This is a genomic window from Streptomyces sp. EDA2-14 (assembly GCF_054963755.1).
Map to the genome: position 1 here is coordinate 1 of NZ_JBUEGE010000013.1, position 21,742 is coordinate 21,742.

Genomic DNA, 21,742 nt, shown 5'->3' on the forward strand with positions numbered 1-21,742 from the left:
TGCGCACGAAGTGCTCGGCGACGGCCTGGTCGACGGCGGCGGGGTCGTACGTGAGGCTGCGGCCGCGCTTGCCGACGGGGGCGGGCCAGGCGTCGTGACGGGCCCACTGGTTGCGGATCGTGTTGTACGCGCGGCCGTACCGGTCGGCGATCTCGGCGAGGGTCTCGCCCTCGGTCGTCGGCTCTACCATGGTGGTCCGGCCCTTTCGGCTGGGTGGGACCGGCAGGTTTTCGCGAGCGCCCTTCGGGGTGTCTGGGCTTCGGCCCGGGCCTGCCGGTCGTTCTCTTTTCTGATCTTGCAATGAGGGTCGCCCCCGGCTGGGTGCCGGGGGCGACGGGGTGGATCAGGCCATCTGCTCGACGAGCCAGTCACCGAGGTCCGTGATCGCATCCTGGGCGATCATCAGGGCGCCGATGAACTGGAAGGCCCTGGTGTGGCTCCAGCCGTCGACGATCAGGCACCGGAAGACGTCCAGGCCCGTGAGCCAGAAGATCGCGGCGCTGAAGAGGTGCGCCTGGATCTCCGTGGGCATCGGCTGCTCGTCAGCGAGGTCGGCGACCCGGCGGACGGCGGGCTCGGCCTCGACGTTGGTCGCGCCCGCCCTGGGGAGCGCGATCGGGATGGGCAGCTGCTCGCAGCAGAGGACGAGCGCCTGGTAGGTCAGGCTCAGCTTCTTGGCGAGGTCCTCGATGTTGAGGTCGCTGGAGTCGGCCATTTCGGCTTCCTTCCTTGTGGGTGGTGGGTCGGGGTTCGCGGCCCCTTCCCTCTTGGTCTCTATTATGGGGTATTGGTGCACTAAAAGGCAACACTTCGGGGGAAGGAAACGGCCCCAATCTCAGGACGAGACCAGGGCCGTGACCAGGCGTCAGGCCAGACGCCACCCACTCAGACGATCATCGTCACCGACGTCAGCCGTCAGCCGCAGGCCAGGCAGATCCTGCACCGTCAGCCCGACCGCCTCGGCGATCTCCGCAGCCGGATACCGGACAGGCTCGACACGCTCCTCGGCCGGGACGTCGGCGACGATCTCCGCCTGCTCGCCGAAGATCAGCAGGACCTTCACGTTCACGCGCTCGCTCATGGGGTGATCCTTTCAGCGCCCGGGCGGATAGTGCCCGCCACGCTCGGGGTCGTAGACGGTGACGAAACGGGAGTCGTTGGCCGGGGCGGAGGGGGGCTCCGGAGCCGGATCCGGGGTGGTTGTCTGCTCAGGTTCTGCTGGCACGATGGTGCTCCTGTCTCTTGATCGGGATGGGTGAACCGGGGCGGCCGGGCGCCTGGCAGCAGTCGGCCGCCCCGGAGTCTCAGGCGTCGGTTCTGCGCGGACGGATGATCAACATCCCCGCTCGGCGGACCACGCTCGGACGCTCGTCGGTGTTGTTGTTGGCGGGCTGACCTGCGTCAACAACGTCGTCAGGGGACGGCTCGTCGGGGGAGGGAAGGGGCGGAAAGTCGGCCCGGTCCACACCGGTGGATGAGCCGCGCCCCTTCATGCGCACCCCCTTGGTGGGGATACCGGCCGCCGTGAGGGCCTCCCGTACGCGCTCGGGGGAGAGCCCGAGGCGGGCGGCGACGACGGACGTGTGGGCGTGCGGGGCGGCGACCGCGTGCAGCGCGGCGGCGAGCTCGTCACGGCCGGGGAGGGCAGGTTTCGCCACCTCCTCGGCGGGGGCCGGCTGCTCGCCCGAGAGGGCGGCCGGCGGCCAGGGCTGGCGCAGCCCGAGTACGACGGCCGTCACGAGCCAGGCCGCGGCGAGCATGGTCGCGATGTCCCAGGAGTGCGGCAGGCCCTTGACGAACCCGGCGACGAGGGCGAGGACCAGGAGCCGGAGCACTGCTCCCCCGGCGATCCATGCCCCGACAGTCCGGCAGATCATCGTCGACCCCGTCCAGAGGGAAACCCAGACGCGCATCAGGCACCCACCATCATCAGGACGGCGGCGGCGAACTGAACGGGCATGGCCCAGATCGAGCCGTCCCCGGCGGCGGGCCAGACGAACGCGGCGATCATGCCGACGACGGCCGCGCGGGCAGGCGGCAGCCACTTCGACGGAGCCGCGACCAGGACGATGGCCAGGAGCATGGCGACCGCGCCGATCCCGACGTCACCGAACGGGCCGGTGCCGGTGCCGACGCCGAGCCCGGTCAAGCCCTGCTCGACGACCTTGCCGGGGTTGGCCCAGATCTTCCCGGCGGACACGTACGCGGTGCCCGCGACGAAGGCGCACACGGCGGCGCCCGTCGTACCGAAGTCGACCTTCCCTCCCCCGACGACGCCGAAGATCAACAGGGTGGTCAGGCACACGGCGATACCGCCCGAGCCGAGCACACCGAACACGGCGCCGCTGGTGTCTGCTGCGAGGTACACGAGGACTCCTAGAAGGCTGCGCGCGGCGCGTGCAGCGCAACGGCGAGAAGGATGGTGGCGAAGGGGATGCGGTAGACGATCCGGGCGGCCGGGCGCAGCTTGCTGGGCACCAGCCCCACGCGTTCCGTGGCGAGCTCGGCGGCCCACCAGGTGATCCCGGCCATGATGAGCGCGGCCATGGGTGCGCTGTCGCCGACCTCGGTCATGAACTTCTCGGCGAGGTGGCCGAGCCCGACGTACCAGCCGACGGTCGCGGCCGCGCCGTGGACGGCGAGCCAGCGGCGGACCCGCGCGCGCCGTTCCGCCTTGGCCGGATTGGCGGGCGGCGGGGGCGGCGGCGTCACGGTGATGTGCACGCCCTGCTGGGGATGCGGCTGCGCGGCAGGCGCCGGCCCTTCGCTATCTGGATCGGTCGAGTCTTCGTCTCGCGGCTTGACGGTGAACCAGTCCGGCTCCTCGTCCTGGTCGTGCTTGGGCATGGGTTCCCCAGGGCATGAGGGCGCGGTCGTACGCGGCCGCGCGAGGGCGGGCGTACGTCAGGCGCCGATGGCGACCGGGGCGGGGGGAAGCTGCGCCAGGTGCGGCTCGCGCATCTCGATCTCGGCGCGGAGCTGGCCGCGGATCACACCGTCGGACGGCGCCTCGCCGAGCGCGGCGACCAGGGCCTCACGCATCGCCTTCGTGCCGGGCCGGGTGCCCACGTCGTACAGGGGGCGGATCACCTCGCACCGACGGTCCGAGTACGTGATCACGGGGGGCGGCGTCGCAGTGCGCGGCACGATCGGGAGCAGGTCGACGCCCGCGGGTACGGCGTGCGTCCAGGCGCTGCTCCGCGCGGGGGCGGCCGGCTGCTCCGTGACGGGGGCCGTCAGCGCGGTGACGGGCGTCGCCGGGGCGGCCGGGACCGGGGTCGCGGCGAGGTGCAGCAGGTGCCCGAGGACGAGCGGCGGGACGCACGACACGGCGACCACCAGCCAGACGGGCGGGCGCGGCTCGGCGGTCCAGTGCCCGGTGACGAACATGTGGGACACCGGCTGTGCGGACATGGCGGTGCCGAGGGAGAGCCAGGCGCCGGCGACGGCGGACGTCTTGCCGGGCGCGCCCTTGGGGCGCTTGCTCGCGACGGCCGCGGCGATGCCGGCGTACGCGGCTAGGACTCCGGCCATGCCCCACGCGAGGTGATCGGACCAGCCTGCGAGGCGGCCGAGGTGGTGTTCACCCGGGGCGCACATGATCATGACCCAGGCGGCGACGATGGGGCGGCCGAAGTCTGTGAGCCAGGAAACCCAGCGTGGGGTGGGGGTGTTCGGCGGTGACGTGGGCGCATTAGGGTGCAGCTCAACCATGAGGAGCGTCATCTCCAAGTGGTCAGAGCCTCGGCGGGAGTTGCAGTCTCCTTGCCGGGGCTCGCCTTGTTTGGGAGGTGACGCCCTACGGGGGGCATCTGCCGTCCTTGAACGGTAGCGGGTCCTGCTGGTGTGGCGGGAGGGGTTCGCCTAGATGTGACGGGGTTTGACGGGCGTCACGGTGTGAGTAGTAGCCGAGTCCACCAACCGGGCGATCAGTGATGCGGTCCCGTACCCACCCCGCTTGGTCCATCGTTCGTCGTGCATGAAGAAGATCATCAGCGTTGTCGGCCTCACGCTCGCCGCCACCGCCATGGCCGCCCCTGCCCACGCCGACAACGACACCAACTTCGGCTCCGGCGCCAACGCTGCAACCAACTGGGCCTTCAGCGCCGCATCCGTCTGCTACCAGGAACTGGCCGTCGTACCTGAGGGCGGGGACTGGGTGGGCAACACCGTCAACCACTGTGTGAACGGCAACGTGCTCAACCACAGCAAGTAACGGGTCCCTCCCGAGCGCTCGGGCTGCGGGACGGCTGCACTCGCCGCAGCATGGCGTCATGGTCTCTCCGCAGCCCGTCGTGATCTACCCGCCCGATGAGGACGGCGGCCGCCGGGTCCGCGTCGACGGCGCGATCCTCGGCAGGGCGTACTCGGTGCAGGACGTCGTCCGGTTCATGCAGGAGGCGGGCCTCCAGGAGTGGGACGAGATGGACGTTGTCCGCACGTCGTTGATCGATTGGCGGGGCGGCGGGCCCGACGACTGGACGCACTAAGTCCAGTTATCCACAGGCCCGAGGGGGCTTACCCACAGCGCTATAACCTCACTGCCCTGTGGATCACAAGAGGGCGTCCACAGGATGGGCAGCACGAAGGCCCTGGAGTTCGTCCAGGGCCTTCGCGGCGGAGTGGCGTACGGTCCGCCTTCCGGCGCCCTCCAAGGGGTTACTGGCCGTCGACCGGGGTCCAGCCGGACGTTGCAATGGGCTGGTAGAAGGAGCCCGTGTCGCTGTCGTAACGCAGAACCTGCAGCCGAACGTTGCCGTCCTCCCGGTAGTCCTTGTTGCAGTACCCCCAGTTGCCCTTCCCCTGCTTGTTGATGCACGCGTAGTCGGCTCGCCCGTAGTCGGTGTGAACGACGGTCACAGAGGACCGGCCGTCCGCCTCGGTGTCCAATGACCAGATGACATCGCCGTAGGGCTGGAAGCAGCCGGTTGATCCGTAAGTGGAGATCATGGCGTTGCAGGCGTGGTCCCCGAATCCGAGCGCAGTCGTTGCCCCGGGAGCCGCGGGAGTCGGGGCGCCTGGCGGCGGGGGTGTCGCCTCCACGATCTCCATGTCCGCCGGCATCTCTACCTCGACGTATCCAGCAGGTGGCTCGTCGTCAGCCTGTGCTGGCGAGACGGCGAACGTCGACAGGGCGAGCGCTACGGCGCCACCCAGGACAGCGCACTTCAGGCGCCAGTTCGTACGCATGGATCTCTACCCCCACCCCTGACCTCATAGCTGAGGCCTCAACCAATGTGAACGAGAAGTGATGGTAGAGGAACATGTGGTTAAAGTGTGGAGTTTTTGTGAACGACACGAGCCGAGTTGATCTGCACGGCGGGCCGAGTCCGGAGACTCGGCCCGCCGTAAACCTGGCTGTCGAGGCTCAGTTCGTCGACGGACCTTCAGGGGCGGGGGACGCCTCGCCGGTCTCCGGCACAGACAGGTCGACCTCACAGCCCTTCGGCATCTTGTCTGCGGTCGTCGCGCAGTCCGAGGGGTCGACCTCAGGATTAACCCTGTTCGCCTGACGCTGGCTGGTGCCGTCCTTGGTTGACGCTGAGCTGCCGGACGAAGGCCCAATGTCCGAAGGGTCGGAGCAGGCTGTCGCCCCCAGGGCGGTGCACAGGACTAAAACGGCAGAGGCTGCGGCGGTGCGAGTGCGCATGAAATCCCCCCAACGCGGACGCTCTGAGCGTCCATCTCATCGGTCGATCAACCATGCCACTTCACGCTACGCAGATGGGGTGGGAGATGTGAAGGAAGTGTGTCGCTGTCTGACGTGTACGCGGTGAAACCCGGCATTCAGCACGTGTCGCCGCGCACACTCCCTCCGCTCACGCCACGTCATCGCTGCGCTCCCGCCACGAGCGGCCGCAGTCCTCGCACCGCACGACTGGCGGCAGGCCGTCGCCACCCTCGACGACGAGCTGCCCCCGGCAGACCGGGCACGGCCTCGGCACCGCCTCCGTACGGCGCTGCTCGCCGAGCGTCCGGTGGATCAGCTCAGCACCCATCGCCGCGACCTTCGTGACGGCCTCGCGCTCGCCATCGTCGAGCGCACGGAACGGGCCCGGCGCATCGGCGAGGCGCAGCGCCAGCCACTCCGCGGCCGTCGACGCGGACCGCTCCCCCTGGTACCTCCAGCGGCGCGAGTCCGCCGCATCTTTCGCCGCGGCGAGCGCGGCCTGGCGGTGCGCCTCGTCGGACCAGCCGCGCCCCGTCGGCACCGTCATGACGGGCCGCTGCACCCGGGACGCCAGCCAGTCCGCCGTCGCACACAGGCCCTGCTCGATCGTCCGCATCACGTCGAGCACATCCACGTTCACGGGCGTCGGCCGCGGGCCCGGAGCGTCCGGCGCCGTGTCCGCGCGCTCGGCCGCGTACTCCTCGCGCTCCTGGTCGTCCAGCACGCGGGCGATGCCCATGACCGGGGGCCAGCCGGTGACGGGCCGGGTGCCGGCGGCCTCGGCCAACGCGGGCCAGCGAGCAGTGATCGTGTCGAGGTCGTCGGCTGCGTTCATTGGTCGGGGTGTCCTTCCCAGGCGGCGAGGCGGGCGGTCGCCTCGTTATGTGCGGTGGTCAGGTGGGTGTGGTCGCGGAGGACTTCCTGCAACGCGTTCCAGCAGCGGGCGGCGAGCAGGTACAGCTCGCGCTCGGTGTCGGTGGCGAAGAACCCGGCGGCCGGGTTGAGACTCGTCGTGAACCGCATGGCCTTGATCTGGGCGAGCCGGGCCGGGGCGAGCTGCCCGGGTCGTTCGTCAGGCACTGCGGGCCTCGGGCGTGACGGGCGTCAGCGCCCCGTCCTCGAGACCCAGGAGCCGGACGTGCTGCCGGATCCGCTGGTACTTCTGGTCGGTGCCGTGCCCGTCCCACTGCGCGCGCGGGTCATTCGCCTCGACGAGCTCGACGTGCGCGAACAACGAGAGATCCAGCGGGCTGATGTACCAACGCATCTGCCAGCCACCCGCGGTGACGTACAGCCAGGACCAGCCCTCGGCGTCCGGGTCGACGGACGGCGTGATGACGGCGGTCGCCGGATGGAGCGCGGCGAGCCAGGCCAGTGCGTGGTTGCGGTCGCGGTACGCGGCATCACGGTCCTGCGCGGCGACGGCGGCCTGCGTCGCGAAGCTGTTCGCGTGGCGCTTCCAGGAGTTCTCGCGCTCTAGGCGCTCGGAAAGGTCGCGGGCGAGGTTGGCGACGTACTCGGGTTCGGGCTGCGCCGGGCGGGCGCGGCGGAAGAGGCGGAACATGTCGGCTCCTGGTGGTGCCGGGTGGGGCCCTTCGAGGGGCCCCTGCTCCGGAGGTTCGTCTACTGCTGCGGTTTGGGCAGTTGGTCGAGGGCGTCGCCGATGTCGTCGGCGAGCCAGCGCCAGCGAAGCGACTGCTCGGGCGCGTCCTGCTCTCGGCTGTCCGCGGCGATGTGGAGGGCTTCGACGATCTCGGAGAGATCGTCGGCGCCGCCGGGGAAGCGGGCGAAGGCGGCCACTAGAACGGGGGCTCGTCGTTGGCCGGGGGCTGGTTCGTGTTCCACGGGTCGTTCTGCGGCGGGCCCTGCCGGTACTGCGCCTGCTGCTGGGGCGCCGGCCGTTGCTGCTGTCCGCCGCCCTGCTGCTGGGCGTTGGCCTTCGTCACGGTGGCGGTGGCGTACGCGAGGCTCGGCCCGATGCTGCGGATCAGCAGGGCGGGGCGGCTGTTCTTCTGGCCTTCTTTCTCCCACTGCTCGGTGCGGAGCTCGCCCGTGACGACGACCTCCATGCCCTGGGCAAGGGTGTCGGCCGCGTGCTCAGCGAGCCGTTCCCACGCGGTGCCGTTGACCCAGAAGGTGTCGCCGTCCTCCCACTGCTGGGTCTGCTGGTTGAGGCGGCGGGAGTTGAAGGCGAGGCGGATGTTCGCGACGGCCTTGCCGTTGTTGGTGAAGCGGAGTTCGGGGTCGGCGACGAGGCGTCCGACGCCCGTCATCGCGGGCAGAGACATGATCAGTTCTCCTTCGTGGTGGCGTACTTGCCGGTCTGGGATACGGCTTCGTTCCAGTCGTCCCACTCCTCTTCCGCGATGCCCCCGCTGTCGGGCTGACCTTCGATAGGCCGGCTGAAGACGTCGGCCGCGATCCTCGCGAGGTTCGCGTGGACTTGTGCGGCAGCCAGGTGGAACGCGGAGGCGTCAGGATCGACAGGCCGTCCGCAGGGCTTGTCGAGATGGGAGGCGGCGCTGAGGTGCCGTTCGGCCTCGATGTAGTGCTCAGGTCCGGTCACGTCGGTCTCTCTTCCGGGAGGGTGGGTTGGATCGGGATGGTGGTCTGGCCGGGGATCGGCGCGGGCGCCGTCGGCTGGTGGACTGTGGCGCGGAACGGGTGGGGCGGCGCCGGGGGAAGGAGACCGGTAGCGCGGGCGCAGACCGGGCCCACACCCAGCGCGGCCCACTTCTCCGAGACGAGGCGGCGCCCGCACACCCGGCACCTGCCGCTCATCCCGTGGCCCCGGTCGGCGAGTAGCCGCGGATGTCCGTGTCGATCGGCGTGTACGGCACCCACGGCCAGCCGCCGCGCTGCCCCTGCCGCAGGAACGTCGGGAACCCACGCTCGTCGCGCAGGCCGCGCCACGGCACCAGGCGCCGTGCCCGGTCCTCCTCCGCGCTCTTCTCGTCCTCGACGGGGCGGAGCCCGAACCCGAACTCGGGCCAGCGCATCCACAGCGACGAGCCGGCCGGGCGGAGCGAGCGCGGCCCGAACCCATTGCCGTGCGGGGCGTGCGCCTCCAGGACCATCGCGCAGTTCGCCGTCACCCTCGCTTCGTTGAGCGCGGTCGTGACCCGGCGGGCGTGATCCTCCGACGACGGGTCCCCGGTGTGGAGCTGGTAGATCGGGCCGATCACCAGCAGGTCCGGCATCACGGTCTCGACCCGGCGCATCAGCCAGGCCCGGCCCTCGCCGCGCGTGAGGTCGACGCCCTCGGGGCGGACGTCGATGTGGAGCTGCCCGCGCTTCACCGGCTGGTGCGCGTTCTGCGCCGCGTTCATGAGGTGCCGGTAGTGGCGGCGGGACTGCGGCGCGGAGTTCTCGCAGTCGAGTACGAGGACACGCTGCGCGCCGTACTCGGACGGCACGATCGTGAACGGGTTGACCCCGGCCGCCACGGCGACGGCGATCTGCCGCAGCAGCACCGACTTACCGCCGCCCTCCCCGGCCGTGAGGATCAGCCGGTCTCCGCGCTCCAGCAGCCCCGGCACCACCCAGTCATACGTGTCGACGACCGTCAGGAAGTCGTGCATGTCGGTGACGGGGGTGTCGTCGGCGGCGCGGCCTGCGTCCCGGACACCGCGCGTCAGCGCGACCGCTTCCTCGGCGAGGTCGCTCGGGTCGCCGGACGCCGGGTCGTAGGCGCGCTGCACGATCTCCTGCCCGGCCACGATCAGGGCCCGACGCTGCGCGTGCTCGCGGATGATCTCGGCGTAGTGCTCGGCGTTCCCGGCGAGCGGCACCGTCTGCGCGAGGTGGTGGACGTACGCGGCGCCCCCGACACGGGAGAGAGCACCGGCCGCCTGGAGCGCGGCCGCCAAGGTGACCGGGTCGACCGGCTCGCCCTCGTCCAGGAGCTGGCCGGCGGCCGCGTGGATGGTGGTGTGGGCGGGCCGGTAGAACTCGGCGGGGGCGACGAGCTTGTGCACCCGACGGGCGTCATGACGGGCGAAGGCCAGGGCGCCGAGGTATGCCTGCTCGGCGGCGAGGTCGTTCGGCAGCGTCCGCTCGAACTCGTCAGGCGGGTGGGGACTGGTCATCAGAAGATGCCCTTCTCGGTCGGGTCTTGGTAGCCGGGGCCGGGAAGCCGCGGCTGTTGGTGACCGGGCGGGGGTTCGGTCTCGTCGTCGTAGCGCTCGCCGTTCAGCCAGGTAGCCGGGTGCGGGATGAACCGGACCTCGGTGTGCGCGGCGCGCCACTGGGCGGCGTGCTTGGCGGCGGCCGCCGCGATGACGGCCGGGTCGGCGCCCCCCTTGACCGCCTTCGCGTACGCGGTACGCGCGTTGCCCTTGGCGACCTTGCGGGGGTACGCCTCCCAGAACTCGTCGAACCCGGCGGGCGGCGAGGCCCGCGCGGCAGGGCGCTCGCGGCGAGCCTGCGGTCGGGCGGGCTGCTGCGGGGGCGTCCTCCGCGCGGGAGCCTTGGGCGCTGGGGCCGGGGCCGGGGTGGCGGAGTCGAGCGGCAGCAGCTCGTACCGCGCGGCACCGTGCCGGTGCCCGGCCGCCGTCCGCTTCAGCACCCCCTTGTCGGCGAGGGCCCGCAGCACCGCGTACATCTGCGGCCGCGACACCCGAGCCCGGGCGAGCAGCTTCGGGTCCTCGATGCTGGACTGGGTGGTGCGGGTCGCGTCGTCGGCGTCCTCCGCCAGCACCGCGAGCAGCCACGCCTCGCGGTGTGTGAGTGTCGTCGGAGCCGCGGTTACGACCTCGACGACCAGGCGGGTTCCCACAGATGACGCCCTTTCAGCGCGGTGTGCAGTGGTGCGGTGGCCGTGGCCTGGCGGCCGGAGTCGGGACCGCCAGGCCACGGGGCTAGTCCGGGTCCTGGTCGGCGAGCAGGTCGGAGCCGGGCGGGTCGGACCAGATCAGCCAGCAGTCGACGAGGTCCGGCGAGATGGACAGTCCGGGCTCGCCCTCGCGGTAGGCGCCGGCGACCGCCGCGCGCATCCGCTCCAGGCCCTCCTCGTAGTCGGGCTGTACGGGCGGGAGCGGCGGCGCGATCGGCCGGGGGCTGGCCGTGAGGCAGTAGGCGAAGACGAAGATGAACACGGCGGCGGTGCCGAAGATCAGTACGACGATGTCTGTCATTCCGACACCGCCTTGATCTCGTCCCTCCAGGCGAGGGCCTGGTCGTCGAGGGCCAGGCGGGCGCGGGTCACCGCGACGTACGCCAGCCGGGCCTCTTCGCGCTGGACCGTCACCAACCCGGTGGTCGGGTCCGGGGACGGGGCGCGGAAGTCGGAGTGGATCAGGACGCTGTCCCACTCGCGGCCCTTGCTCCGGTGCGCGGTCGACACGACCAGCTCGGCCTTGTCCTCGGTGACCAGGGCGTCGGCCGACTTGATGACGGCCGCGGTGCCGTACTCATCGATGAGGTCGACGAGCACGCGGAGGTCCGCGCCGTCCGCCTCCTCGTCGGCGTACTGGCGGACCGCGTCCCAGGACGGGAACCCGACGAGCTCTGGGTGGTCGACGTCGCGACCTTGCTGCAACGCTTCTGCGGCCTGAGCCAGGCGCTTCATGTCGGAGCCGCCGCCGACGAGCGCGACGGGAAGGCCACGGCCGAGGGCATCGACGACCACCTGCATGGCGCCCGAGTTCGTACGGCACAGCACCGCATCCGGGCTGTCGACGGGGCCGACGACCGAAGGCACCGGGTCGAAGCCGGCCAGCCGCAGCCCGGTCCCCACGATGTAGAGCCAGTCGTTCGCCGCCTCGGCGATGGCCGGGCCGAACCGGAACGACTGCGACAGCATCCGTTCCTGGGCGCCCGTCGCGGTGAACTTCGCGAGGGCGTCGTTCGCTCCGCGCCAGCTGTAGATCTGCTGGGCGGAGTCGCCGACGACGATCCGCTGTGCGTGCTCCTGCCGCTGGATCACGTCGACCACGACGTCGTTCGTGTCCTGCCCCTCGTCGAGCAGCACGACGTCGGTGTGCAGCTTGGGGCCGCCGAGCTGCCACATCTTCAGGTAGTGGTCGTGCTGGAACTTCAGTACGCCGTCTTGCTTGCGCAGGTCGTGCCATGCGGTGCGGGCCACGGGCAGGACCAGCTCGGCGATCTGGGCGATCGTCTCGCGGGACTTCATGCCGGTGCGGCGCGGGATGTGCTGGTCGGTCGGGTCCGGGTCGGCCGAGTAGCACCAGCGGGTCACGGTCTCCAGCGCGGTCCGCATGATCTTCTTCGACGGGAACGCGATCTTCTCGCCCGCGTCGTTGAGGACGAACGGCGTGCCCGTCGGGTAGCCGAGGACCTTCGGCACGTTCAGTGACTGTGCCGCCTGGTGTGCGGTCTGCCGGGGGCTGGACAGCCGGTGTGCGTACTGGCGGCCGATCCCGGCGAACGCCAGGCTATGGGCGGTCGAGCACGTCGCGGACATGGGGAAGCTGCGCTTCGCGTCGTCGGCGATCGCCTTGTTGTACGCGACGTACGTCATGCGGGCGCGCGGGTCCGAGCGAGCGATCAGCTTCAGCGTGCTCGACTTGCCGCACCCGGCGCCGGCCTGGAGGACGAGATCGGTTCCGTCGCCGTACGCGGCGATGGCCTCGGCCTGTTCTGGGGTGGGGTTCACCACTGGGGTGCACCTCCTCTCTGGGAGCGCGGGCCCCGCCCCGATGGGGGAAGGGCAGGGCGGGACCCGCGGATCAGTGGTGGATCAGGCCGCGCTCTGCTCGGCGGCCTCGTCGGTGGCCCGGGCGCGGTCGCTCTCCAGTCCCTCGACCATGGCGGCGAAGTCGGCGGCCGCCGACTCGCGGTCGCCGAAGTTCGCGAGGGTGTCGAGCAGAGTGTTCGCCTCGTCGCGCGTCAGGTCGTTCGCCGACCCGATGGCACGGCCGACGATCAGCGCCGTCGCGTGCAGCCGCTGCGGTCGATCGTCCTTGTCGCCGAGCCCCACCTTCGTGAACAGGGCGTGCATCATGCGCATCTGCGGGGCCGTCACCCGCTCACCGGACGGGGCCTCGTTGTCGAGCGCGGAGGACGCAGCGTCGAGCGCGGCAGCCTCCGCGTTGGCCTCGCCGGGCGCCGACGGCGCGGGCGCTGACGGGGCGCTGACGGGCGTCGGAGCCTGCGGCTTGACCGCCTGCCCGTACTCCCGGATCAGATCCCCGAGCTTCGTGTCCTCGCCCGTGTTCGGGTGGGGAGTGTCGGAGTTGAGGACCCCCCGGCCCTTCGCTCGGGCGTGCAGGACGAGCGCCTGGTCGTACGTCAGCCCGTCCTTCACCAGCTCGTCGACGATCGCCTGCACCGGGTCGACGCCCTGCCCGAGCTGCTCCAGGATCATCTCGGCGACGTCCTCGCCCGGGTGGTGGAACACCTGCCCGTCGAGCGGCTGATACCGGGTCTTCGTCACGGTGGCCGTGCCCTGGACCATGTCCATCACGACATCCAGCTCGTACTCCGCGCCCTCGCGCTGCACGGCCTTGACGCCGAGCTTCGTGACCGTCTTCCCCTCGATCACGTAATCGCCCTTGGTGCGCATGGTGACGATGAGGTGGCCACGGAAGTTGAGGATCGCGTCGAGCATGTCCTGCTCGATCGGGTTGCCGGTGCGCCAGCCGCCGAAGGTCCCGCCCGCGCCGCGCTGCGACCCGGCTTCCTCGACGATCTCCAGCAGACCGCCGCGGCCGTTCCAGAAGTGCGACCACGAGTCGACGATCAGCACGGCCAGGCGCTGCTCCTCGGCGGCACGTACCACCTGGATCAGGTCGCGGGGGTCGTGCCGGTCCATGGGCAGGTGCAGGAACTCGTGCCCGCCGAGGTCCTCGCGGCCCGGCACCGGGGCGTACTTGAGGGCGGAGCCACGCTCGGTGTCAGCGACTCCGATCTGCCCACTCTTCGCCAGGCCCTCGGCCATGCGCAGCGCGGACTTGGTCTTGCCCGACCCGGCCGGGCCCTGGAGCCCGATCCGGGCGCGGGCCTGCTCACGGGTGGCGGTGGTGAACGTGAAGGTCATGACGTACTCCGGTCGCGCTGGTTGGGCAGGTTGGCCCGCTGGTGGGCGGGGTCGATGAGTGAGGCGGCAGAGAACAGGCCCTTGAACCGGCGGCGCTTGCGGCGGGACTCGGCGTGCGTGTCCGTCGGCTTCAGCTCGCACCGCTTCTTGGCCTCGTCGCGGATGTGCTCGGCGAGCTCGTGAGCGTGCTCGTCGCGGAGGGCGGCCAGCAGTCGGGACGCCTCGGCCGGGCGGAGCGCACGTTCGTTGGTGAGCGCGCGGTACACGTCGCTGTACGCGGTCATCAGAGCTCCCTCGTCTCGGACTTCAGGGAGCGGCGCACGCGGCAGGCGTCGCACCAGCAGCTCGTCGGGTGGGCGGCCGCGCCGATGCGGCGGAGGCCGGCCAGGACTTCGAGCTCGGCGGCGAGCCGCACGTGGTCGGTGGCGTTCCAGGCGGATTCGGCGGCGGCCGCGACGTCGACACCGTGGTGGGCGTCGAGCTGGTCGACCTCGACGATGCGCTGGAAACGGTCGGGGTCCTCGCTGTTCGCGATGCGGATGCAGGCGACGGCGGCGATGCTGGGGATCTTCATGGCGCGTCCCCCTCGGGTCCGCGCACGTGCCGGCCGTGCGAGTAGAACCACTCGCGGGCGCCGAACCCGGCCGGGATCCATTCCATGTTGGTGCCGAGCCGGACGAACCCGAAGGCGATGCGGTCGCCCTCCGGGCTCGTGGTCACGTACTTGCACCGGAAGTAGAGCGTCTCCTCGGGCGCGGTCCAGCCGTCGCTCGTGGTGTACTCGCGGCCTGCCTTGAAGAACTCGCCCTGGGTGGACTCGCCCCCGGCGGGGGTGTCCTTCCCAGTGGCGGACTCGTCGTTACGGTCCTGGCTCACGCGACCTCACCGCCCTCGGCGGTCTGGAGCGTCTCGATCGTGAACGTGCCGCCGTTGCTGAACCCGGCGAGGACCTGGCCGCGCATCTTCTCCAGGTCCACGAGCACCTCGGTCTCGCGCGACAGCAGGTAAGGGCGGATGTACTGGGTGATGTGATCGGCGAGTTCGTCGGCGGTGACGGCCCACACGGTGAGCGGCGCGGGCGGGTTGCTGCCGTCGCGTCCACCGTGTCGGCCGACTCGGGCGAACGTCACGCGGTACTTGGTCTGCGCCGCGCCGGGTGCCTTGGCCATCTCGTCGAGCGACGGCGTGATGATCTCGGTGAGTTCCCCGTCGTTAGGGTCCTGGCTCACGTGACCTCACCACCCGTGGCCTCGTCGGGGTACTCGATCGAGGACAGGCGGAAGGTGACCCCGGCGTGCTTGCCCCACACGGTGTGGCAGCGGTACGGGCGTCCCTTCACGGTGGTCTGCTCGAACACGTCAACGGTGGCTCCGCGCAGGGCCTTGGCCAGTTCCTGAGCGATCTCGGGCACCGAGCGCGACGGAGCGTCGAGGGCGAGGGCGAGGAACACATCGCCGTCGTCGTTGAGCTTCCAGTCGATCGGGAGTGCAGCGAGCTGCGGGCGCTTCGCCAGCAGCATGGTGACGGCCGCGGCCTGGAGCACGGTGGTCTTGCTCATGCGGCTTCACCGCCCCCGGTGACGGGCGTCGCCGAATCCCTGACGGGCGTCAGCGGGCCGACGAACTCGACGATGGTCGACAGCGAGCAGCGCTCCGGGCGGCTGTCCACCGCGAGCAGCGGCACCCCGTCCGCCGTCACCTCGCCGTGGAAGAACCACGTCTCCCCGGTGATGTCGCGCTGGGGCAGAGCCAGGTCGTACACGATCCCGTCGTGCCGGTACGGGCGGCGAGCCTCGGCGCCTTCGTCCCCGAGCTGCGGCGCGTCATACGCGACGACCGTCACGGCGACACCGTCACGGTGACCCCGGCCGACGAACGCGTACTCGGTCGCCTGGACCTGGTCCTCGGTGATCCCGAAGTAGATGCGGAGCTGGTGCCACTGCTCGATGGCCGTGCACGAGTAGCCGACCGTGACCTGATCGCCGTCGATGCGCACCCGCTGAAAACCGGGCTCGCTGCCGAACTTGCCCTCGATCTGCACGACCAGGGCGGCGGCGCGCTGGATCGATGCCTCCCACGCGGCGGCCTGCTTTTCCAGGTCGGTGAGCGGTCGGCGCTTCGCCACTCCGGTGGCCGTCCGGTAGAGGACGGTGCCGAACGACTTCTCGGGGTCGACGAGCAGGCGGGCGTCGTTCAGGGCGTGGACGATGGCGGCGGCCGGGTCGGAGCCGGACGACTCGATGGCCTCGCGCACGATCTTCACGGCGTGCGGCAGGTTCTTGTTCATGCGGCCACCGCCTCGTCGGCGAGGGCGCGCTTCATGGCCTTGACCGCGCGGTACTGGAGCGTCTTGACCGCGCCGTTGTCCCGACCCAGCACGGCCGCCGTCTCGTCGACGCTGAGCTCGTCGAGGAACCGCGCCTGGACACAGGCCCGCTGACCGTCGGTCAGGGAGAGCATCGCGTGCTCGATCGTCTGCCGGATCTCGACGAGCTCCAGGTGGCGCAGGGCGTCGTCCTCGGCGGTGTCCGGGAACTCGTCGCTGTCCGTCAGGATGTCGGTCGGCACCTCGTACCGGGTGCGGCTCGCCTTGTAGTGGTCGTGCACGATGTTGCGGGCGATCGTGTTGACCCACGCGCCGATCTCTTTGCCCTGCCACGAGAACGTGTCCAGGCGGCGCAGGACCCGCACGAAGACGTCCTGGGTCAGGTCCTCCGCCAGTGTCTTGTTCCGTGTGCGGGAGAGCACGTAGCAGAACACGACGTCGTGGTGGTCGTTGTAGAGGGTGGCGAACGCGTCGGGGTCACCGGCACGGGCGGCGGCGACGACCTGCATCTCGGCCGCTGCTGGTGGTGTGATCTTGCGGATAGCCTGTGGTTTCACAGCCTGTCTTCCTTCTGTTGACGTAGGGGTGGAGCTGGTTGTGCGGGGTCGTCCGGGTCGCATCCGGGCGGCCCCTTCTTGCGTCAGGCGACGCGCTCTCGCTGCTGCCTCATCGCGTCGAGCACGGCCACGGCGTTGAAGCGGCGGCTGCGGCCGACGTAGATCAGGCCGGGCCAGGTCTCGCCGCGCTCGCTCGCCTCCTGGATCTGCGCATCGATCCAGCTCATGGACTTGCGCAGGAACTTCGCGAGCTCGCGCTGGTTCATCAGCCGGTCCGGCAGGTCCGGCTTCTCCGGTTCGCGAGATCTCGATCTCGATGTAGATGTAGATTCTTCGAGCGTGAAAACGACCGGCTCGAAGAGGTCGAGGACCTCCTGGCGGAGCGCGGCCGCGATCAGTTCGGCGGCCCGGTCGCTGCACTCCTCGCGGGCGCTCTTGCCGCCACCCACGATGAAGCCGACGAGTGCGCGGGACAGGCCCTCGCTCTCGGTGTCGACTTCCTTCGTCTTGGCGGCGAGGCTCGGGATGTCCAGCTCGGCCGCCTTCATGGCGGCCCGCAGCGGGGCACCTCGATCACGTCGTCGCATGGGGAACCTCCGGCGCGTAGCCGAGTAGGGGTTCCGTCGGCCTGAATGACCAGCGGTATCTACAGTCTGCATGTAGATGCATATCGAGTCAAGCGTGTCGCATAGGGGCGCAGGTGTGTCCCACCGGGGTGCACAGGGGTTGTGTAGATGCGCCATGGCGCCGCCAATAACTGGTCACGGCTACTGCGATCTACTTGCGTGTGTAGATGCAGATACCCGATGCTCTTCACGTGACTAGCCACCAGAACAACCCCGGCGAGCCCCACCCCGCCGAGGACCGCGCCCGAGCAGGCGAGGACCTGGCGGCCCTTCTCGCGCGCCTCCTCGAAGAGACCGACAGAACCCAGAAGGAACTCGCCGAGGCGAGCGGCGTGAAGTACCCGACGCTGAACGCATGGATGAACCGGACCCGCGGCACCTCGCGCGTGGAGCCCGAGCAACTGCGCGCCCTCGCCCACGCACTGCGGGGCTGGGGAGGCGAGGTCACCCCGAAGCAGCTCTTCGAGTCGGCCGGCCGCCCCGTGCCCGGGCCGAGCGACACCGAGCGCGAGGCCCGGCTGCTGAAGATCTACCGGGGTCTCTCCGCGAGACAGCAGCGCTCGCTCATCGGCATCGCCGAAGAGATGGAAGCAGCGAGTCGCGCCTAGCAACTCCCTGTAAGGGTTGCCTAATTGACGGGGGTACTCTTCGCACGGGGTGTGATCCAAATGCACCCCACGGCATATGACAGATCACTTCCACAACTCCCGCACACGACGGTAGCCTCTAGCAACCGCTGTCCTCCCGGAGCGGATCACTCCGTGCTTCACGCGATTCCTGGGGGGAACCTGTGTGCATCCGCATCGCCGCGGCCGACGATCTGCCAGAGATCGCCATCTGGGACCCGGACGAGATCACGATCTACGTCCTACGGGGCACCCACCCACACGACCTGATCAGAGAACTGCACGCGATCCTGACAGTCGACCTCGGCGCACCTGACCTTGGCGCCGGACTCCACTGCTTCTGCGGCAGACGCGTCGAGCTCCCCGAGCTCCCCGTCCCGCAGCTCGTCGGCGCATCGACTCTCTGATCAGGAGCACTCCCACATGGTGCGCAAGACGACGGCCATTGACCAGGCCAACCCACGCCCCAACCCCTCGATGCGCTGCGGCTGTCCGCCCTGCCTCAAGCGGTACCCCGGCGACCGCCCCGCGAGCGACGAACACACCGGCTCGTGGGAAGCCCGCTACACCGACCCCGCCGGCCGGGGCCGCAGCAAGACGAAGCCGACCTTCACCGCGGCGATCGAGTTCCTGGAGCAGACCCGCACCGAGATGCGGCAACGCGTCTGGGTGGATCCGGCCCGCGGCGAGATCAGCCTGTGCGCGTGGCACCGGTTGTGGTGGCCCACGCAGACGAAGGGCGAGCTGCGGATCGAGCACTGGACGCAGCCGCAGCTCCGCGATGACGGGATGTGGCGGAACCACATTGAGCCGACGTTCGGCAGCTTCAGGTTGTTCGAGCTGTCCTGGCTGGAGATCCAGACCTGGGTCAACCAGCTGCACGACGAGAACGGCGGGCCGCTCGCCTCGGCCTCGGTGACGAAGTGCTTCCAGGTCCTGGACCGGATGCTCACTGCGGCGAAGCTGGACCGGCGCCTGCCCTTCAACCCGGCCGACGGCGTGAAGCTGCCGACGATCAAGAAGAAGCACCCCGAGGACCGGCGGCCGCCGTCGTACGCACAGCTCTGGCTCATCCGGCAGAAGCTGCCCGCGTACTTCCACGCGCTGCTGATCGTCGCGCAGGAGACCGGGCTGCGGTTCCAGGAGTTGGCCGGATTGCGCTGGTGCCGCGTGGACTTCGCGGGCCGGCGCCTTCACGTGCGCGAGGTCCTGGTCGAGCCGCGCGGGAAGATCAAACGGAAGGCGTACCCGAAGAGCGACGCCGGTCTGCGGTCCGTCCCGTTGACGGGGCTCGCCCTCCGGGTGCTCCGCGATCTGTGGGCGTCGGAGCCGGACGCCAGCCGGGCCGTGTCCGAACCGGCCGACGGGCTGTGCGAGAACGAGCTCGTGTTCCACGGAAGGAACAAGGTGCGGCGCGGGAGCAAGAGGAACGGCGGCGAGGGGGAGACGTACCGTGCGCCGCTGCGCCGGTCCGCGTTCCGCCGCCTGTGGGTCGCGGCGATCCAGGCTGCCGGTGTCTCGCGCAAGGTCGTGCGCAAGGTGAAGACGACCGTGACCGACGAGGCGACGGGGCGCCGCCGCCAGGAACTCGTCGAGCGCGTCGACTGGTGGCCGGTGTTCTCGGACACCCGAGACGCGTACGCCTCGCGGCTGCACGCGATCGGTGTGCCGGAGGTCATCGCGCAGGAGATCCTCGGGCACGAGCGCGGGGGCAAGGTCACGTGGATCTATACGCACGCGGCCGCGGACTACGCGGGCCAGGTCCTCGCGGCGCTGGAGGACGGGAAGCCTGGCAAGCCGAGCAGGGGTAACCGGCGTCGGCTCCAGGTGGTGTCTGCTGCGTGACCTGCTCCCCTCGCCGTCCTCCTGAGGCGGGCCTGAACAGGCCGCTCCGGACAGGGGATCGGGAGAGTAGCGTCGCAAGCCGCATGTAGTACCTGGGGGCGGCCGCCGCCCGCATGTCGGCGGCGGCCGCGTGGGCGCGAAGAGGGTGCTCCCCTTTTCCCTCCTCGCGCGGGTGTCCTCTGCGCTGGGCGCGCGGGAGTAGGCGCCGTCAGCAGAGGACAGAGGCTGGGGCCGTGATTGTCGGTGGTTGCGACCCCAGCGGGCACCGGAATGTCGTTGTGCCGCTCAGGGTCCGGGAAACGGCGGGACGCGAGACGGGTCCGGTGTCGTCACGGCTCCCGCTCCACGCGCTCCGTACTGAGGTTAGGGCGGCTTGGGCCCTGATCGGAAGACCTGCCTTGGACTACCCCAGCGCTACCCCAGGGGACGGCTGTGCCGTACCGGGGTGGGGAGGGTACGGGCAGGGGAGCAGGGTGTAGACGGAGCGGAAAGCCGCAGGTCAGGTGACCTGCGTAGATCGTCTACCTAGAGCTCCACCCTGATAAGGATGAGGCCACAGGTTCAAATCCTGTTAGCCCCACCAGCACAAAGACCCCTCACCAATCATGGTGGGGGGTTTTTGACATCTACGGGTGACAACAGCCGCTACGAGGCTACGTCGGCCGACAGCACCATCCGAGACCGTTCTAGATCAACATTGGTGATCCGTACGCGGATCTCCTGGCCTTCCCGGACAGCTCCGGCTGACTGGCTGGTGGGCACAAGCCCTTCGACGCAGTCGGCAAGGCGCACGAAGAACCCGATCGGCGCGATCTTCGTGACGCGGCCTGTGGCGATCTCACCGACGCGGTCAGCGAACTGCGGCAACAGGTCGATGTGCCTGGCCCATTCGTCGAGGGTGATGCCTACTTGGTGATTGTGATCAGCGAGCCAGACCACCTCGCCAGCGACGCGCTGGCCCACAGTCGGCAGTTCCATGCAGCGGGGCATTCTGTCGACTCGGGCCAGGCCGACGACGTCAGGATGATGGTCAAGGGCGAGGAAGACGCCGAACGGCTGCCTTCCGATGACCTCACCAGTAATTGGGGCGCCGATCGGCAGAGCGCGGACGGTCTCGGGCCAGGCCAGAGCTGCGTCAGGTGCGTCGTACCCGTTCTCTGAAGGCCAGGAGTACTCGCGCATGAGCTGATCCTGACATGTGGTGGGCCGTGCCTGGCTTAGCCCAGCCGTGCCTAGCCGATGAGCGGATCTTCTAGCAGCTCTGCGAGCATCGCGACCGCTTCCCGTTCGTCCGAGCCGACCACGTGCGTATAGACGTCCATGGTCATGCCGATCTGGCTATGCCTCAGGATCGCTTGGGCCACCTTCGGATGGACCTTGAGGAACGCGAGCAGGGTCCCGCAAGTGTGCCGGGCGAGCCGGACCGTGATGCGGCGGACGCCGGCCCGCGTGACGAGGCGGCCGAAGCTCCGGGAGAAGCCGACCGGGTCAAGTCCGGCTGCGCTCCGCTCCGCCGGGCGGGCTTCCCGGCTCCGCTGCCCTTCGCGCTCATGCCTTCGGCCCGCGCTACGGGCGCTGCGCCGACGCGCGCCCACGCGTGGATAGGCCGAGGCGATGAGTCGAGCACCGCGACGGACTTACGCGGGCCACAGGCAAAGACGATGCCTCCGGCGGGGGATCGGCCGGCACCGGGGGCCGGGGGCAGCACTGCCGGGTGCGGATCCGTGGGTGGTTGCGAGGAGCTCCCGTCCCGTCCACCGTCGACCCAGGCAAAGCCGAGCAGACGTGGTCCATGGCGTCCAGGTCGTTCGTACAGTGGCGCGCTCCACCTGGACGCCATGGACCACGCCCGCTCCACATTCGTGTGGGTCGACGGCGGACGGGATGGGAGCTGGGGTTGAGTGGTGGGCTGAGCAGGCGGGAACGTCGCGTCGGGCTTCATCAAGAGAGGTCGAGGTCGGACGAGAACCTAGCCTCAGAAGTTGCTCAAGGCTTTCCGTTGCGAGTACCGCGAAGTCGGATGATCTGTCACGGTCATTCCACGGCGCGACGGGGCAGCACGTTCGCGGACCCCGAAGCCGGTCATCAAGGGG

Annotated in this window: 34 protein-coding genes and 2 pseudogenes; 5 read left to right on the forward strand and 31 right to left on the reverse strand. The window is 70.0% G+C overall.

Features of this window, described 5'->3' with window-relative positions; genetic code table 11:
• From ACY34M_RS26745 to ACY34M_RS26780, 8 genes and pseudogenes are all read right to left on the reverse strand, one after another.
• Positions 1-190: pseudogene (locus tag ACY34M_RS26745) on the reverse strand (hypothetical protein); the annotation flags it as partial.
• A 153-nt stretch (positions 191-343) separates the two neighbouring features.
• The gene (locus tag ACY34M_RS26750) at positions 344-715 is read right to left on the reverse strand and encodes a hypothetical protein (RefSeq protein ID WP_462723485.1); all 372 of its coding nucleotides are present in this window, start codon (positions 713-715) and stop codon (positions 344-346) included.
• 150 nt (positions 716-865) lie between these two features.
• A complete protein-coding gene (locus ACY34M_RS26755; protein ID WP_462723484.1) occupies positions 866-1,081 on the reverse strand; it encodes a hypothetical protein in 216 nt (71 codons plus the stop codon).
• A gap of 12 nt (positions 1,082-1,093) precedes the next feature.
• Positions 1,094-1,225: a hypothetical protein gene (locus tag ACY34M_RS26760; protein ID WP_462723483.1), complete on the reverse strand. Its 132-nt coding sequence runs from the start codon at positions 1,223-1,225 to the stop codon at positions 1,094-1,096.
• Positions 1,226-1,304: 79 nt separating this feature from the next.
• Complete coding sequence (locus tag ACY34M_RS26765; protein WP_462723482.1) at positions 1,305-1,877, reverse strand: hypothetical protein; 573 nt, start codon at positions 1,875-1,877, stop codon at positions 1,305-1,307.
• Between the two features lie 35 nt (positions 1,878-1,912).
• Positions 1,913-2,368, reverse strand: a complete 456-nt coding sequence (locus tag ACY34M_RS26770; protein ID WP_462723481.1) for a hypothetical protein — start codon at positions 2,366-2,368, stop codon at positions 1,913-1,915.
• 8 nt (positions 2,369-2,376) lie between these two features.
• On the reverse strand, positions 2,377-2,847 hold the full coding sequence (locus ACY34M_RS26775) for a hypothetical protein (protein ID WP_462723480.1): 471 nt from the start codon (positions 2,845-2,847) through the stop codon (positions 2,377-2,379).
• Between the two features lie 57 nt (positions 2,848-2,904).
• Positions 2,905-3,534: a hypothetical protein gene (locus ACY34M_RS26780; RefSeq protein WP_462724126.1), complete on the reverse strand. Its 630-nt coding sequence runs from the start codon at positions 3,532-3,534 to the stop codon at positions 2,905-2,907.
• Positions 3,535-3,979: 445 nt separating this feature from the next.
• On the opposite strand from ACY34M_RS26780, the gene ACY34M_RS26785 reads away from it, so the two are divergent.
• On the forward strand, positions 3,980-4,216 hold the full coding sequence (locus ACY34M_RS26785; protein WP_462723478.1) for a hypothetical protein: 237 nt from the start codon (positions 3,980-3,982) through the stop codon (positions 4,214-4,216).
• 58 nt (positions 4,217-4,274) lie between these two features.
• Positions 4,275-4,490, forward strand: a complete 216-nt coding sequence (locus ACY34M_RS26790) for a hypothetical protein (protein ID WP_462723477.1) — start codon at positions 4,275-4,277, stop codon at positions 4,488-4,490.
• A 169-nt stretch (positions 4,491-4,659) separates the two neighbouring features.
• Here the strand turns inward: ACY34M_RS26790 and ACY34M_RS26795 are convergent, their stop codons facing one another.
• From ACY34M_RS26795 to ACY34M_RS26895, 21 genes are all read right to left on the reverse strand, one after another.
• Positions 4,660-5,190, reverse strand: coding sequence for a hypothetical protein (locus tag ACY34M_RS26795; protein ID WP_462723476.1), 531 nt, complete (start codon positions 5,188-5,190; stop codon positions 4,660-4,662).
• 629 nt (positions 5,191-5,819) lie between these two features.
• Positions 5,820-6,506, reverse strand: coding sequence for a hypothetical protein (locus tag ACY34M_RS26800; RefSeq protein WP_462723475.1), 687 nt, complete (start codon positions 6,504-6,506; stop codon positions 5,820-5,822).
• A complete protein-coding gene (locus ACY34M_RS26805) occupies positions 6,503-6,751 on the reverse strand; it encodes a hypothetical protein (protein ID WP_462723474.1) in 249 nt (82 codons plus the stop codon). Before ACY34M_RS26805 ends, ACY34M_RS26800 begins: the two co-directional genes overlap by 4 nt.
• Positions 6,744-7,235 (reverse strand): hypothetical protein, encoded by a 492-nt coding sequence (locus tag ACY34M_RS26810; RefSeq protein WP_462723473.1) that lies wholly within the window; start codon positions 7,233-7,235, stop codon positions 6,744-6,746. The genes ACY34M_RS26805 and ACY34M_RS26810 overlap by 8 nt, the downstream gene beginning before the upstream one ends.
• Positions 7,236-7,294: 59 nt before the next feature.
• On the reverse strand, positions 7,295-7,471 hold the full coding sequence (locus tag ACY34M_RS26815; RefSeq protein ID WP_462723472.1) for a hypothetical protein: 177 nt from the start codon (positions 7,469-7,471) through the stop codon (positions 7,295-7,297).
• Entirely contained in the window at positions 7,471-7,959 is a 489-nt protein-coding gene (gene ssb, locus ACY34M_RS26820; RefSeq protein ID WP_462723471.1) for a single-stranded DNA-binding protein, read from the reverse strand. Before ssb ends, ACY34M_RS26815 begins: the two co-directional genes overlap by 1 nt.
• A gap of 2 nt (positions 7,960-7,961) precedes the next feature.
• Positions 7,962-8,237: a hypothetical protein gene (locus ACY34M_RS26825; protein ID WP_462723470.1), complete on the reverse strand. Its 276-nt coding sequence runs from the start codon at positions 8,235-8,237 to the stop codon at positions 7,962-7,964.
• Positions 8,234-8,452, reverse strand: a complete 219-nt coding sequence (locus tag ACY34M_RS26830) for a DUF6011 domain-containing protein (protein WP_462723469.1) — start codon at positions 8,450-8,452, stop codon at positions 8,234-8,236. Before ACY34M_RS26830 ends, ACY34M_RS26825 begins: the two co-directional genes overlap by 4 nt.
• Positions 8,449-9,759, reverse strand: a complete 1,311-nt coding sequence (locus ACY34M_RS26835; RefSeq protein WP_462723468.1) for a DnaB-like helicase N-terminal domain-containing protein — start codon at positions 9,757-9,759, stop codon at positions 8,449-8,451. Before ACY34M_RS26835 ends, ACY34M_RS26830 begins: the two co-directional genes overlap by 4 nt.
• Positions 9,759-10,448, reverse strand: coding sequence for a hypothetical protein (locus ACY34M_RS26840; RefSeq protein WP_462723467.1), 690 nt, complete (start codon positions 10,446-10,448; stop codon positions 9,759-9,761). Before ACY34M_RS26840 ends, ACY34M_RS26835 begins: the two co-directional genes overlap by 1 nt.
• An 82-nt stretch (positions 10,449-10,530) precedes the next feature.
• A complete protein-coding gene (locus ACY34M_RS26845; protein WP_462723466.1) occupies positions 10,531-10,806 on the reverse strand; it encodes a hypothetical protein in 276 nt (91 codons plus the stop codon).
• Positions 10,803-12,287 carry a UvrD-helicase domain-containing protein gene (locus ACY34M_RS26850; protein ID WP_462723465.1) on the reverse strand — a complete coding sequence of 495 codons (1,485 nt, stop codon included), beginning with the start codon at positions 12,285-12,287 and terminating at the stop codon, positions 10,803-10,805. Before ACY34M_RS26850 ends, ACY34M_RS26845 begins: the two co-directional genes overlap by 4 nt.
• 84 nt (positions 12,288-12,371) lie before the next feature.
• A complete protein-coding gene (locus tag ACY34M_RS26855) occupies positions 12,372-13,670 on the reverse strand; it encodes an AAA family ATPase (protein ID WP_462723464.1) in 1,299 nt (432 codons plus the stop codon).
• Complete coding sequence (locus tag ACY34M_RS26860; protein ID WP_462723463.1) at positions 13,667-13,954, reverse strand: hypothetical protein; 288 nt, start codon at positions 13,952-13,954, stop codon at positions 13,667-13,669. The genes ACY34M_RS26855 and ACY34M_RS26860 overlap by 4 nt, the downstream gene beginning before the upstream one ends.
• Entirely contained in the window at positions 13,954-14,244 is a 291-nt protein-coding gene (locus ACY34M_RS26865) for a hypothetical protein (protein ID WP_462723462.1), read from the reverse strand. The genes ACY34M_RS26860 and ACY34M_RS26865 overlap by 1 nt, the downstream gene beginning before the upstream one ends.
• Positions 14,241-14,546 carry a hypothetical protein gene (locus ACY34M_RS26870; protein ID WP_462723461.1) on the reverse strand — a complete coding sequence of 102 codons (306 nt, stop codon included), beginning with the start codon at positions 14,544-14,546 and terminating at the stop codon, positions 14,241-14,243. The genes ACY34M_RS26865 and ACY34M_RS26870 overlap by 4 nt, the downstream gene beginning before the upstream one ends.
• A complete protein-coding gene (locus tag ACY34M_RS26875; protein WP_462723460.1) occupies positions 14,543-14,899 on the reverse strand; it encodes a hypothetical protein in 357 nt (118 codons plus the stop codon). Before ACY34M_RS26875 ends, ACY34M_RS26870 begins: the two co-directional genes overlap by 4 nt.
• Positions 14,896-15,228: a hypothetical protein gene (locus ACY34M_RS26880; RefSeq protein ID WP_462723459.1), complete on the reverse strand. Its 333-nt coding sequence runs from the start codon at positions 15,226-15,228 to the stop codon at positions 14,896-14,898. Before ACY34M_RS26880 ends, ACY34M_RS26875 begins: the two co-directional genes overlap by 4 nt.
• Positions 15,225-15,956, reverse strand: a complete 732-nt coding sequence (locus ACY34M_RS26885; RefSeq protein ID WP_462723458.1) for a BN159_2729 family protein — start codon at positions 15,954-15,956, stop codon at positions 15,225-15,227. The genes ACY34M_RS26880 and ACY34M_RS26885 overlap by 4 nt, the downstream gene beginning before the upstream one ends.
• Positions 15,953-16,552, reverse strand: a complete 600-nt coding sequence (locus tag ACY34M_RS26890) for an RNA polymerase sigma factor (protein ID WP_462723457.1) — start codon at positions 16,550-16,552, stop codon at positions 15,953-15,955. Before ACY34M_RS26890 ends, ACY34M_RS26885 begins: the two co-directional genes overlap by 4 nt.
• An 83-nt stretch (positions 16,553-16,635) precedes the next feature.
• Positions 16,636-17,139 (reverse strand): hypothetical protein, encoded by a 504-nt coding sequence (locus ACY34M_RS26895; protein WP_462723456.1) that lies wholly within the window; start codon positions 17,137-17,139, stop codon positions 16,636-16,638.
• Between the two features lie 230 nt (positions 17,140-17,369).
• Here ACY34M_RS26895 and ACY34M_RS26900 point away from each other — a divergent pair, with 230 nt between their 5' ends.
• From ACY34M_RS26900 to ACY34M_RS26910, 3 genes are all read left to right on the forward strand, one after another.
• Complete coding sequence (locus ACY34M_RS26900; protein WP_462723455.1) at positions 17,370-17,786, forward strand: helix-turn-helix domain-containing protein; 417 nt, start codon at positions 17,370-17,372, stop codon at positions 17,784-17,786.
• A gap of 182 nt (positions 17,787-17,968) precedes the next feature.
• Positions 17,969-18,211 carry a hypothetical protein gene (locus ACY34M_RS26905; protein WP_462723454.1) on the forward strand — a complete coding sequence of 81 codons (243 nt, stop codon included), beginning with the start codon at positions 17,969-17,971 and terminating at the stop codon, positions 18,209-18,211.
• Between the two features lie 16 nt (positions 18,212-18,227).
• Entirely contained in the window at positions 18,228-19,649 is a 1,422-nt protein-coding gene (locus tag ACY34M_RS26910) for a tyrosine-type recombinase/integrase (protein WP_462723453.1), read from the forward strand.
• A 645-nt stretch (positions 19,650-20,294) separates the two neighbouring features.
• Here the strand turns inward: ACY34M_RS26910 and ACY34M_RS26915 are convergent.
• Together ACY34M_RS26915 and ACY34M_RS26920 are read right to left on the reverse strand one after the other, a co-directional pair.
• Positions 20,295-20,831, reverse strand: coding sequence for a S1 RNA-binding domain-containing protein (locus ACY34M_RS26915; RefSeq protein WP_462723452.1), 537 nt, complete (start codon positions 20,829-20,831; stop codon positions 20,295-20,297).
• A gap of 50 nt (positions 20,832-20,881) precedes the next feature.
• Positions 20,882-21,142 (reverse strand): annotated as a pseudogene (locus tag ACY34M_RS26920) (tyrosine-type recombinase/integrase); the annotation flags it as partial.
• Positions 21,143-21,742 lie beyond the last annotated feature (600 nt).